The 12,215-nt window shown below is 66.5% G+C and carries 9 protein-coding genes and 1 pseudogene; 4 read left to right on the forward strand and 6 right to left on the reverse strand.

Features of this window, described 5'->3' with window-relative positions; translation table 11 throughout:
• The first annotated feature begins 10 nt into the window (after window positions 1–10).
• From AB4Z16_RS20200 to AB4Z16_RS20210, 3 genes are read left to right on the forward strand one after another with little or no spacing between them, the layout of a single operon-like run.
• Entirely contained in the window at window positions 11–1,831 is a 1,821-nt protein-coding gene (locus tag AB4Z16_RS20200) for a type I secretion system permease/ATPase (RefSeq protein ID WP_441513141.1), read from the forward strand.
• Window positions 1,828–3,996, forward strand: coding sequence for a calcium-binding protein (locus tag AB4Z16_RS20205; RefSeq protein ID WP_441513142.1), 2,169 nt, complete (start codon window positions 1,828–1,830; stop codon window positions 3,994–3,996). Before AB4Z16_RS20200 ends, AB4Z16_RS20205 begins: the two co-directional genes overlap by 4 nt.
• Window positions 3,997–4,044: 48 nt before the next feature.
• Window positions 4,045–5,391: an HlyD family type I secretion periplasmic adaptor subunit gene (locus AB4Z16_RS20210; RefSeq protein ID WP_441513143.1), complete on the forward strand. Its 1,347-nt coding sequence runs from the start codon at window positions 4,045–4,047 to the stop codon at window positions 5,389–5,391.
• A 421-nt stretch (window positions 5,392–5,812) separates the two neighbouring features.
• Here AB4Z16_RS20210 and AB4Z16_RS20215 read toward each other — a convergent pair whose 3' ends face one another.
• On the reverse strand, window positions 5,813–6,511 hold the full coding sequence (locus AB4Z16_RS20215) for a L,D-transpeptidase (protein ID WP_441513144.1): 699 nt from the start codon (window positions 6,509–6,511) through the stop codon (window positions 5,813–5,815).
• A 399-nt stretch (window positions 6,512–6,910) separates the two neighbouring features.
• Between AB4Z16_RS20215 and ligD the strand changes: the two genes are divergently transcribed.
• Window positions 6,911–7,855, forward strand: coding sequence for a non-homologous end-joining DNA ligase (gene ligD, locus AB4Z16_RS20220; protein WP_441513145.1), 945 nt, complete (start codon window positions 6,911–6,913; stop codon window positions 7,853–7,855).
• 206 nt (window positions 7,856–8,061) lie between these two features.
• On the opposite strand, the pseudogene AB4Z16_RS20225 reads toward ligD, so the two are convergent.
• The 5 genes and pseudogenes from AB4Z16_RS20225 to AB4Z16_RS20245 form a co-directional block, all read right to left on the reverse strand.
• A pseudogene (locus tag AB4Z16_RS20225) lies at window positions 8,062–8,381 on the reverse strand (ATP-binding cassette domain-containing protein); the annotation flags it as partial.
• Between the two features lie 163 nt (window positions 8,382–8,544).
• Window positions 8,545–9,615 (reverse strand): ACR3 family arsenite efflux transporter, encoded by a 1,071-nt coding sequence (gene arsB, locus AB4Z16_RS20230; protein WP_441513146.1) that lies wholly within the window; start codon window positions 9,613–9,615, stop codon window positions 8,545–8,547.
• A 5-nt stretch (window positions 9,616–9,620) separates the two neighbouring features.
• Window positions 9,621–10,034 (reverse strand): arsenate reductase (glutaredoxin), encoded by a 414-nt coding sequence (gene arsC, locus AB4Z16_RS20235; protein WP_441513147.1) that lies wholly within the window; start codon window positions 10,032–10,034, stop codon window positions 9,621–9,623.
• Window positions 10,035–10,126: 92 nt separating this feature from the next.
• Complete coding sequence (locus AB4Z16_RS20240) at window positions 10,127–10,498, reverse strand: ArsR/SmtB family transcription factor (protein WP_441513148.1); 372 nt, start codon at window positions 10,496–10,498, stop codon at window positions 10,127–10,129.
• Window positions 10,499–10,579: 81 nt separating this feature from the next.
• Window positions 10,580–12,190, reverse strand: coding sequence for a GMC family oxidoreductase (locus tag AB4Z16_RS20245; protein WP_441513149.1), 1,611 nt, complete (start codon window positions 12,188–12,190; stop codon window positions 10,580–10,582).
• Window positions 12,191–12,215 lie beyond the last annotated feature (25 nt).

Genomic DNA, 12,215 nt, shown 5'->3' on the forward strand with positions numbered 1-12,215 from the left:
GGGGGCCATAATGGCACCGTCCAAGACGCTTTCCTCCGCCCGCAAGCGCGACGCCGCCCGGCTGACGCACGGGTTGCGCCGCGTCGCGCTCTTCCTGTTCGCCGTCTCCGGCCTCATCAACGTGCTGGCGCTGACCGGCTCATTCTACATGATGCAGGTCTACGACCGGGCGCTCACCAGCGGCAGCATCCAGACCCTGGCGGCGCTCTCGGCACTCGCCATCGGACTCTACCTTTTCCAGGGCTGCTTCGACATCATCCGCTCGCAGGTGCTGGTGCGTGTCGGCGCGCGCTTCGATAACGAGATCGCGCCGATCGCGCATCGCGTCACGATCGACATGCCGCGCTTCGGCTTCTCGACGGTGGAGGCCACGGAGAGGGGCCGCGACGTCGACACGGTGCGCAGCTTCCTCGGCGGGCAGGGGCCGGGCGCCTTGTTCGACCTGCCCTGGATTCCGCTCTACCTCGCCTTCGTCTATTTGCTGCACCCCTGGCTCGGGGCGCTGACGCTGGCGGGAGCGGTCGTGCTGACGATGCTGACGCTGCTCAGCGAGGTGACGACCCGGCACATCAACAATGAGACCCGGCAGGCGGCGATCGCGCGCGGGGCAATCGCCGACAGCAATGCCCGCAACGCCGAGGTGCTCAAGGCGATGGGCTTCGCGCCGCGCGCGGTCGAGCGTTTCGACGCGGTGAATCGCGAGCACCTCCTGCTCCAGACGCGTTCCAGCGATCTCGGTGGCACCTTCGGCGCCATCTCGCGCGTACTGCGCATGGTCCTGCAATCGGCGACGCTGGGGCTCGGCGCCTATCTCACCATCAAGGGCGAGCTCTCCGCCGGTGCCATCATCGCCGCCTCCGTCGCCTCGGCCCGCGCGCTTGCGCCGGTCGATCAGGCGATCGCCAACTGGAAGCCCTTCGTCGCCGCGCGCATGGCCTTCCAGCGGTTGCGCGAGACCATGACCGCGCTGAGCAAGGCGGTCGAGCCGATGGAGCTGCCGGCCCCGCGCCGGTCGCTGAAGATCGACAAGATCACGGTCGCCGCACCGGGCAGCGGCCAGGTGTTGCTGAGCGAGGCGAGCTTCGATGTTCAGGCCGGCACGGCCGTCGGCATCATCGGCCCGAGCGGCGGCGGCAAGACCACGCTCGTCCGGGCGATCACCGGCATCTGGCCGATCCTGCGCGGCGCGGTGCGCCTCGACGGCGCCGAGCTGGAGCAGTGGCCGGAGGAGACGATCGGCCGCCATCTCGGCTATCTGCCGCAGGAGGTCGCGCTGCTCGACGCCACTGTCGAGGAGAACATCGCGCGCCTGGCCGAGAATGCCGATCCGGCAGAGGTCGTCGAGGCGGCGATGGCCGCTGGCATCCACGAGATGATCCTGCGTCTTCCCCAGGGCTACAAGACCCAGCTCGGACCGCAGGGCACCGCGCTATCCGCCGGCCAGCGCCAGCGCATCGGGCTTGCCCGCGCCCTCTATGGCAATCCCTTCCTTGTCGTCATGGACGAGCCCAACTCCAATCTCGACGGGGAAGGCGAGGCCGCCTTGACCGCCGCGATCGGGCAGGTGAAGGCGCGCGGCGGGATCGTCGTCATCGTCGCCCACCGCCCCAGCGCGCTTCAGGCCGTGGACGATGTCGGACTGATCCAGGCCGGCAAGCTCGTCGCCTTCGGCCCGCGTGACAAGATCCTCGCGCCGGCTCAGCCGCGTACCGCCGCTTCGCCCAGCGCCCCGGCTGCGGTTCAGGCAACAGCCGAGCGCGCCGCCTTCATGCCGCGGGCGGTGGGGATCGGCGAACATCCGGCAGCTCTTCACGGACGGGTGACGGCATGATCTCGATCAAGGCTGCAAAACCGGCGGAACAACCGCTTCCCGACTCCGCCCAGATCTACCGCAAGGCGCAGGATGCGGCCATTGCGGCGCCGCGCTGGCCCGGCGTGCTCGCTCTCGCCGTGACGGCGGTCGTGCTCTATCTGAAAAGCCTGTTCCCAGGCGAGGCGAGAACCGACGCCTCGGCGTCCCCCGCTGCGAAAGATGACGCGCAGCCTGGGGAAGCGCCCCGCAGGCCATCCCTGGCTGAAGGGGATGAGGCGTCGCCGGCCTCGGGCGAGCAGGTCGACGAAACGGGGGCGCTGGGCAACGAGCCGGCCGCTGCCAGGGCCGTCGGTTCGGGGGCGGCGGGGCCTGATGTGCCCGGCCTGCCCGATTTCCTCAATATCGACTCGCGACTGATCGACTACGAGCTGCTACCCCTGCCGCGCTATCCCTCGCCGATCTTCGAGTTCGGATTGGGGTTTTCGGCGAACAACGACAATGGCTGGCGCAGCTTTTCGTTGGCTGCGATTTCCGGTGGCGGCGCGCCGGCGCGCGCGGGCACGGACGGTGGCGGCCAATCCGCACGCTCCGGCAAAGAGGACTGGGAGGGGCCTGGCGACCCGCGACCGAAGCCCGGGCCCGGCGATGATGACGGCGACGACACGCCGGAAGAACCGCGCAACCGCGCCCCGCGCATAGCCGGCCCTGTCCAGCTCGCCGATATCGGCGGTTGCCAGACCCTGATGATCGCGAGCCTCGCTCTGCTCGCGGGAGCGACCGATGCCGATGCCGATCCGCTCGTGGTGGTTGGCCTCAAGGCTTCCTATGGTCAACTCACCGCGGCCGAAGCTGGTTGGGTCTTCAAGCCGCAAGCCGGCTGGTACGGCACGGTCACGCTGACCTACTGGATCAGCGACGGCGAGGCTTATGTGCAGCAGACGGCCACGCTTCGCGTGCTCGAATTCCTCGATCTGGCCGGCACCGCCGGCGATGACACGCTGCTCGGCAGCGACTGTGCCGACCGTATCGCGGGGCTCGGCGGAAACGATATCGTTGACGCACGCGGCGGGAACGACGTCATCGTGACCGGAGCGGGCGATGATCACATTGTCGGCGGGGCCGGCAGCGACCAGATCGACGCGGGAGCGGGCAACGATATCGTCTTCGGTGGCGCCGGGAACGACGTCATCCGCGGCGGTGCCGGCAACGACAGCCTGCACGGCGGCGACGGCGACGACACGATCTATGGCGAAGACGGTGACGACGTGATCACCGGTGGCGCCGGCAACGACATCATCGATGCCGGGCCGGGCAACGATACGATCGATGCCGGCCCCGGCGACAACACCGTCCACGCGGGGCCGGGCGACGATATCGTGACGGCCGATGGCGGCAACAACATCGTGCTCGCCGAAGCCGGCGACGACCGGGTGATGCTCGGTGGGGGCAACGATGTCGTCCGCGCCGGGACGGGCAACGACCATGTCAGCGCAGGCGGCGGCGACGATCGCGTCTTCGGCGACGAGGGCTGCGACCAATTATTCGGAGACGCCGGCAACGACGTGCTCGACGGTGGCGCCGGCAGCGATCATGTCTCAGGCGGGGCGGGCAACGACTGGATCGTGGCGACGAGCGATGCTGCCGCCGATTGCTATGATGGCGGGGAGGGGCAGGACACGCTGGATCTCTCCGCCACCGAGCACGGCGTCACCGTCGATCTGAAGCGTGGCAAGGCGCTTGGCATCGAGATCGGCTCCGACACGGTGGTCGATTTCGAGACCATTCTCGGCGGCAGCGGCAACGATTGCCTGATCGTCGGGGAAAAGGCCGTCACGTTGAGCGGCGGGGAGGGTGATGACCGTTTCGTCTTTGCGGTCGAGGACGACCCCGAGCGGACCGACGATCTCGTCCATCAGATCCTCGATCTCGAGGCCGGCGACCGCATCGTCATCAAGCAGTACCAGCTTCGCTCACGCGATGACGATGATGACGGCGATGATGATCAGGATGGCGACGGTTTCGGCCAAGCCTATGGCGACGGCAACGACAGCCGCCCCTTCCGCTTCCGCATCGAAAAGATCGGCGAGCACGAGCGCACCTACGTCGACGTCTATGTCGAGCAGGCGGAAGCGAAGGATTTCTCGATCGAAATCTACGGCAGTCACAAGCTCTATTACGTCTGAACGCAGAAAAGCCGGCCGCATTGAACGGCCGGCATGGGGAACGCGCCGATGAACGCCCATAATCACGATTTCACCGCTGCTTTCGCAAAGTCCCCGCACGAGACGCAGGATGCCCGCCTGAATTTCCGGCTGCGCAGCCATGTCGTCGTCGGTTCGGCGCTCGCCTTGCTTCTCGTGCTCGGCTGCGGCGGCTGGGCCGCGACTGCCGCGCTGAATGGCGCTGTCGTGACGCAAGGAACGGTCAAGATCGACCAGAATCTCAAGGAGGTGCAGCACCGTGACGGCGGCATCGTCCAGTCGATCGCCGTGCGGCAGGGCGATCGTGTCGCGGAAGGCCAGGTGCTTTTCCGGCTCGACGATGTCCAGACGCGCGCCGAGCTTTCGATCATTCATTCGCAGCTCGCCGAGAATCTCGGCCGCAAGGCCAGGTTGCTCGCCGAGCGCGACAATCTCGCGAGTGTCGCCTATTCGCCGGAGATTGCGCGGCTCTCCGACGAGGTCGACCATATCCTGGAAGGCGAGACGCGCCTGTTCACCGGCAACAAGGCCAACCGGGACAGCCGCAAGGAACAGCTGGAAATCTCGATCGTCCAGTCCGGCGAGGAGATCCGTGGGTTGGAGGCGCGCCAGGTCGCGAAGGTCGAGGAAATCCGCCTCGTCGAGCTGGAGCGCGCCAAATATCTCAGCCTTTTCCAGAAAGGTTTCATCGATGGCGTGAAGGTCTTCAACATCAACCGGGAATGGGCCCGTCTGCTAGGCGAGCGCGGCGAGATCGACGCGACGCTCGCCCGCGCCAAGCTGCGCATCAGCGATGCCCGCCTGCAGATCATCGCAATCGACGAGACGGCAAGGACCGAAGCCCAGCGCGAATTGCGCCAGGTCGAGGCCAAGCTGTCCGAGCTGAGCGACCGCCGCGTTGCCAACGAGGATCGGCTCGCGCGCATGGAGATCCGGGCGCCGATCGCGGGCACCGTCAATGAGCTGATGATCTTCACCGTGGGAGGCGTCATCACGCCGGCAGCTCGGCTTGCGACTGTCGTGCCACGGAACTCGACGCTGATGGTCGAAGTGCGCGTCGCGCCGAACGATATCGACCAGGTTCATGTCGGCCAGACGGCGCGCATGCGCTTCTCCGCCTTCAATCGCAACACCACGCCGGAGGTGTCGGGAAAGCTGGTCCATCTCTCGCCGGCAACGACAAAGGACCCGGTGAGCGGGCAGAGCTTCTATATCGGGGAGGTCCAGATCCAAGACGCGGCGATCGCCCTCGGCGACCGTCAATTGCTGCCCGGCATGCCTGTCGAGGTCTTCATTTCGACGGGAGATCGCACGGCATTGTCATATCTGATCAAACCACTCATGGATCATGCGGAACGGGTCTTCCGAGAACGCTAGGATTCCGGGCTTCGGAGCCGGATGCGCGCGCTGGAAACCACCAGCCTGATATTCGGATGCCGACGGGGGTCTCCTTCCACGAGCTGCCCGAAGGCCTCGAGGTCAAGTTCGTGCCTGCTTTCGGGGTCCGTTAGGTGCGTCAGTGCGCGGCATCGGGCCGGGCCGCGAGAGGTTGAGACACCGGCTGGCCGACACCGCGAGCAAGCTGGCCAAGGCAGAGAGCTGGACCGCCAATTTCCAGGTCCCTGCCGACCGGACGGCGCTCTTAGCAATCTGGATGCCGGCGTCGCCCGGGGCGGCCGCCGGCCTGGAAGGTCGCATCGACCTTCCAGGTATAGTCACGCGCATAATCGCCTGGACACCATTTGTCCTTTGGACTGCCCGTATGGGCAACGTCTGGACCGGGGGGCGATGCCGCAGCCTAGGCCGGCAGGACGACCACCTTCGTCTTGACCGGCGTTTGCGAATAGAGATGGATCATGTCCTGGCTGAGCAGGCCGACACAGCCGCTCGTGATGCCTGAGCCGATCGATTCAGGCTCGCTGCTGGCATAGATCGTGTAGAGCGTATAGGCGCCGTTCTGATAGAGATAGAGCGTGCGGGCACCGAGCGGATTTTCGAGGCCGCCCGGCATGCCGCGGGCGTATTTGGCCGCCTCGGGCTGGCGCTTGATCATTTCCTTGGGCGGTGTCCAGGTCGCCCATTCGGCCTTGCGCCCGACATAGGCGTCACCGCTCCACCGGAACCCGTCGCGGCCGACATTCGCACCGTAGCGGGTGGCGTTTCCACCCTCCTCGACGCGGTAAACGTAGTAGTTGCCGGGATCGACGATAATCGTGCCTGGCGCTTCCTTGGTGTCATAGCGCACCGTACGGCGATAATATTTCGGATCGACCTTGCTGATATCCGCCGCTGGGATCGGGAATTTCTCCTCAGGCGCCGGCCCGTAGAGTCTCTGCGCTTCGGCGAAGCTCATGCCGTCAGAGACCGCGCAACCGCCGAGCCCGAGCGCGCCGACGCCAACGGCCGATCCGACCAGAAACGATCGGCGATCGAGAAGTCCAGGCCCCGCCATCCTTCGCGTCTCGCCGACATCGGCATTCCCACCGCGCGTGATCATGATCTGGCCGTTTTCCATGTCCCGTTACCCGCTGAACGTCTTGCTGGGCCGACATTGCCGTCACATGGCGCGGCTGGCAAGCGTGGCTTTCGCTGCGCCGGGCTTTCGCCGGCACCGCAAAAGTCGATGCGATCGCTCAATCTCGACCCGCGCGGCACCCGGCCCGGCGCGATCGGAGGAGGCTGCGATAGCGCGGCGTGCCCCTTCCGCGGCGGATCGGATTGGCCCCGCCGGGAGGCGGTTGCCCTGGAACGATTCCGCGCGTCACACGTTTAGAGTCGTGCGTGTGGAGTTGGGGCCATGTGTGCGCGGCGCATTCTCAGAGCCGGACTGAGCGGACATACGCTTCAGGGGCCGCTTACCCGACGACGGAAGCTAGAGCGCCTCTTCACCGATCCGATGCCTGAGCGTGTCGAGCCCTGTCTCGCCCTGCTGAGCAGCAAGGCGCCGACGGGGCGCGACTGGTCTTACGAGATCAAGTGGGACGGCTACCGCCTCGCGGTCCACATCGAGCGCGACCAGCGGGTTCGGATCATCACGCGCGGCGGTTATGACTGGACGTCGCGTTTCCCGGTGATTGCTCACGACGCCCTGCAACTTGGTGTCGGCAGTGCCATCATGGACGGGGAGGCGGTCATCGTCGACGACCGCGGCGCCCCGGATTTCGGCGCGCTGCAGAAGGCTCTTGGCAGCCTCGGCGGCACGCAGAGCGCTTCCCGGGCAATCTTCTATGCCTTCGACCTGCTTTATCTGAACGGCCATGATATCCGTGCGCTCAGCTGCGAGGAGCGACGGGGCATTCTTGAGGACATCCTGGGCGATTCCCCTCACAATTCCGTCCATCTGAGCGAGGACATCAACGCGGATGGGCCGGCATTGCTGCGCCTGGCCGGCGAGATGGGGCTGGAGGGCATCATTGCGAAGCGGCGCTCCGCTCCCTATCGATCCGGGCGAGGCGGAGATTGGCTCAAGATCAAGTGCGTCCAGTCGGAGAGCTTCGTCATCATCGGCTATGAGCCTTCGAACGAGGCTCTCGGCGGCGTCGGCCGCATACTGGTCGCGGCTCGCGAGGATGGCCATCTCGTCTATGTCGGAAGCGTGCTGGCTGGCTTTTCCGAAGCCAGCGCAACGGCCCTGCGGAGGCAGATGGACCGGATTCTCACCGAAAAGCCCGCTGTGAACATGACCGGCCGGAGCAAGGCATATCGTTGGATCAAGCCGGAGCTGGTCGCGGAGATCGAATTCCGTGCCTGGACCGACGACGGCAAGCTGCGCCACGCATCTTTCAAGGGGTTGCGTGAGCGCGCCGACGAGGCATCGATCTACGAGCTGTCGGATCAGTAAGCACTCCGGCCCGCTGGCGGCGCGGTCATCTGGCGCGTCGACGAGCCAAGCGCATCCGCGATCTGAGGCGGCGCAGGAGCGCGCTGCCCGGTCACGTCTCACCATGAGGGAGCCGATCATCGAAGAATGAGGCCCCCTCGTTTCTCGCGGACGTTCGCTCCTGCCCTCATGAGACACGCGCCTGTGCCCGGGACAGGCGGTCCGAACTACGCTCGATGACCGACCATGCGCAGAAAGGCCGCGAGCCTTGGATGGGTCGCAGCGTTCGCCAGCTCCGCTGGCCTGCCGCGCTCGATCACGCGGCCGGCTTCCATGAACCAGATCTCGTCGGCGACCTCGCGGGCGAAGCCGATCTCATGCGTGACGCAGATCATGGTCATGCCGGCCGCGCAAGCCGCTTCATCGCAGCCAGAACCTCGCCGACCATCTCCGGATCGAGCGCCGGGGTCGGCTCGTCGAACAGCATCACCTCGGGATCCATAGCCAGGAAGCGCGCTCGCCGCACGCGTTGCGGCGAGCGCCCAGCAGTCATGCGATTCCACGGCGCGCAGCCTGCCGAGGGATTAGGCCTTGGACCGCGCGCCGGCATGACGTACCCGCATCCTGCGGAGGCCGGCTTGAGCTGGGCTTCGATAACCACGCCTGCTGCCGATTCCAGCGGCGTGGCCAGCCAGAAGCTGTCCAGCGCTTCAGGCCGACGCCGACACGTCGTGCTTGGTCGTCCCGCGGATGACCGCCGGGTGGCGCTCGTACCAACCCTTGCTCCGGTTGACGATCGCGACCACCGACAGCATCACCGGCACCTCGATCAGCACTCCGACGACCGTCGCAAGTGCCGCGCCCGAGTTGAAGCCGAAGAGGCTGATTGCGGCTGCGACGGCGAGTTCAAAGAAGTTGCTCGCGCCGATCAGCGCGGAAGGACCGGCCACGCAATGCGCCTCGCCGCTCATTCGGTTGAGCAGGTAGGCCAGGCCCGAGTTGAAATACACCTGGATCAGGATCGGCACCGCGAGCATCGCGATGATGAGCGGCTGCGCCAGGATCTGCTCGCCTTGGAAGCCGAAGAGCAGCACCAGCGTCGCCAGCAATGCCACCAGCGAGATCGGCGCGAGAATGCCGAGGAGGCGGTCTAGCGTGGCCGGGCCGCCCTGAGCCAGGAGCTGGCGCCTCACGAACTGGGCCACGATCACCGGGATGACGATATAGAGAGCGACCGACAGCAGCAGCGTGTCCCAAGGCACGGTGATGGCCGAGAGGCCCAGCAGCAGGGCCACGATCGGCGCGAAGGCTACGATCATGATCGCGTCGTTGAGGGCTACCTGGCTGAGCGTGAACAGGGGCTCGCCCTTTGTCAGATTCGACCAGACGAAGACCATCGCCGTGCAGGGCGCCGCAGCGAGGATGATCAGGCCTGCGATGTAGCTGTTGATCTGATCCGCCGGCAGGTAAGGCCGGAAGAGCCAGGAGATGAAGATCCAGCCGAGCGCGGCCATCGAGAAGGGTTTGACCGCCCAGTTGACGAAGAGGGTGACGCCGATGCCGCGCCAGTGGCGCCCGACCTCGCCCAGCGCCGCGAAATCGATCTTCAGCAGCATCGGCACGATCATCAGCCAGATCAGCACCGCCACCGGGAGGTTGACCTTGGCGATCTCAGCCGCGCCGATCACCTGGAAGACGCCGGGCACAGCGTGGCCGAGCGCGATGCCCGCGACGATGCAAAGGCCGACCCAGAGGGTAAGATAGCGTTCGAAAGTCGACATCGCTCTCAGGCGGGGCTGGATGAATCGACGACCAGCTCACCGTCTTCCTTGCGGAACTCGCCGAGCTGCGGGGGCAAGAGGTCGAGCACACGCTCGGACGGGCGACACAGCCGAACGCCCTTCGGCGTCACGACGAATGGTCGATTCAGGAGAATGGGGTGGGCTTCGATGGCGTCGAGCAGGGCTTCATCGCCGAGCGAGGAATCGTCCAGGCCAAGCTCGGCATAAGGCGTTCCCTTTTCGCGTAGCGCCTGGCGCAGCGTGAGACCGGCGCGATCGACGAGCTCGCGCACCATTCCGCGCGAGGGCGGTGTCGTCAGGTACTCGACGACGTGCGGCTCGACACCTGCATTCCGGATCATCGCGAGCGTGTTGCGGGAGGTCCCGCAATTCGGGTTGTGGTAGATGACGACATCCATCTGAAATGACTCCGGCACAGACGTTTCGTGCTCAGGCCGCAAGGCGCAAGCTGTTCAGCGAGGGGAAGGGAGCGGCGCCGATCCGCAGCGGTCTAGGCGGTTTCCTCGATTTCGTTCGCCGTCGGCGAGGTCGCGCCGCAGGCCGAGACCGCCGCGCCCAGCGGTGCGCAGATCTCCGTCCGTCCGCCGCAGCAATCGTGCAGCAGAAAGGTGACGAGGCGCTGCACCGCTTCGAGGTTGGCGCGATAGATGATGGAGCGGCTCCGGCGTTCGGTGCGGACCAGCCCGGCCCGCGCCAGGACACCCAGGTGCGACGACATGGTGTTCTGCGGCACGGCAAGGCGCCGCGCTATTTCTCCCGCGGGCAGACCTTCCGGCTCATGCTGCACCAGCAAGCGAAACACGTCGAGGCGGGTCTGCTGCGCGAGAGCTGCAAGGGCCAGAATGATCTGCTGTGATTCCATAAATCGAGGTTAGTGGATATATGGATGTTCTGCAAGCCGCCGCCGCTCGACCGTGGTCGGGCAGGGCAGGGGAATTCGTTTTCAGGCGTCCGACATCAAGGCGGCGACGCGCTCGCCGACCATCATGGCCGGCGCGTTGATGTTGCCCGAGGGAATGGTCGGGAAGATCGAGGCATCCGCGACGCGCAAGGCGTCGATGCCGTGCAGCCGCAACCGGGCATCGACGACTGCATCGCGTGGGTCGGGACCCATCCGACAGGTCCTGCAGGGGTGGAAGACCGAGTAGGCGTTCGCGCGGATGTCGGCGACATGCGCCTCCGCGTCGATGGCCTCCGGCCCCGGCCGGATTGCGGAATCGATCACGGCGGAGAGTGTGGGGGTCGCCGCGAGCCGGTGCAGGTAGCGGGCGCCCGCAAGAAGTTCGCCGAGATCCTCTGGCTCGGCGAGGTAGTTCGGCGCGATCTCCGGTGCGACGTGGGGATTGGGCGAGCGGATCGCGACATGGCCGCGGCTGAGTGGCCGGCAGGGCGAAACGCTGAGGCTGAAACCGGGAAAGAGGTCGGGCTTCATCAGGGCGCGCACACCGGGGATCGCGCGCTCATAGCTCAGCGGCGAGAAATAGAGCTGCATGTCCGGCCGTGGCAGCTCGGGTTTGGTGCGGAAGAAGCCGCCGCCCTGGTTGACGCTGAGCGCGAGGGGCCCGCGCCGCCGCAGCAGGTAGTTCGCGGCCATGCCGATGCGGGCCGGCCAGGATAAGAGCGCGTCGTTCAGGCTCGGAAGCTTCGAGCGGTAGACGTGATCGTAGCAGAGATGGTCCTGCAGGTTACGGCCGACGGCTGGCAGATCGAGCAGCGGCACGATGCCGTGTTGCTTCAACAGTTCCGCCGGGCCGATCCCCGATAGTTGCAGGAGCTGCGGCGTGTTGAAGGCACCGCCGGACAGGACGACTTCCCCGCGGGCGCGAAAGCGCAAGGTTTCGCCGCCGCGCCGGGCCTCGACGCCGACGGCGCGCCGGCCGTCGAACAGGATGCGCGTGACATGGGTGTCGGTTTGCAGCTTCACGCGCCCGCGCCGCCGCGCCGGATGCAGGAAGGCGCGTGCCGCCGATTCGCGTCGGCCGGCGCGCGTCGTGATCTGGTAGAAGCCCGCGCCCTCGCTGGTCGCGCCGTTCAGGTCCGGATTGAAGCGAAGGCCTGCTTCGCCCGCGGCCCTGACGAAAAGGGGTGTGAGCGGATGGACTTCTCCGGCGACATCCTCGACATGGAGCGGCCCGCCTGCGCCATGCCAGTCGGAGGCGCCCAGCGCATGGTCCTCGATCCGCTTGTAGGCGGCGAGCACCTCGGTCCAGCCCCAGCCGGGGTTGCCGAGCCGTTCCCAGGCGTCGAAATCCTCGGCCTGGCCACGAGCATAGACCATGGCATTGATCGCGCTGGAGCCGCCGACGATCTTGCCCCGCGGCTGGTAGATTTCGCGTCCGTTCAGTTCCGGCTGCGCCGTGGTCCGGTACATCCAGTTCAGGCGGGGATGGTAGAAGGTCTTGCCGTAGCCGATCGGCAGATGGACCCAGGGGCTGAGATCGCGCGGCCCGGCCTCGATCACCAGGACCGAGCCTTGGCCCGCCTCCGCCAGCCGGCCGGCGAGCACGCACCCGGCCGAGCCCGCTCCGACGATGATCACGTCCCATTCCGTCAAGATGCTCGTCCTAGCGATGCTTTGA

It is taken from the genome of Allobosea sp. TAF32 (assembly GCF_052113585.1).
Taxonomy (GTDB): Bacteria; Pseudomonadota; Alphaproteobacteria; order Rhizobiales; family Beijerinckiaceae; genus Allobosea.

Coding starts and splice junctions, on each gene's coding strand:
- AB4Z16_RS20200 (WP_441513141.1), top strand. CDS start 11: ATGGCACCGTCCAAGACGCTTTCCTCCGCCCGCAAGCGCGACGCCGCC.
- AB4Z16_RS20205 (WP_441513142.1), top strand. CDS start 1,828: ATGATCTCGATCAAGGCTGCAAAACCGGCGGAACAACCGCTTCCCGAC.
- AB4Z16_RS20210 (WP_441513143.1), top strand. CDS start 4,045: ATGAACGCCCATAATCACGATTTCACCGCTGCTTTCGCAAAGTCCCCG.
- AB4Z16_RS20215 (WP_441513144.1), bottom strand. CDS start 6,511: ATGATCACGCGCGGTGGGAATGCCGATGTCGGCGAGACGCGAAGGATG.
- ligD (WP_441513145.1), top strand. CDS start 6,911: ATGCCTGAGCGTGTCGAGCCCTGTCTCGCCCTGCTGAGCAGCAAGGCG.
- arsB (WP_441513146.1), bottom strand. CDS start 9,615: ATGTCGACTTTCGAACGCTATCTTACCCTCTGGGTCGGCCTTTGCATC.
- arsC (WP_441513147.1), bottom strand. CDS start 10,034: ATGGATGTCGTCATCTACCACAACCCGAATTGCGGGACCTCCCGCAAC.
- AB4Z16_RS20240 (WP_441513148.1), bottom strand. CDS start 10,498: ATGGAATCACAGCAGATCATTCTGGCCCTTGCAGCTCTCGCGCAGCAG.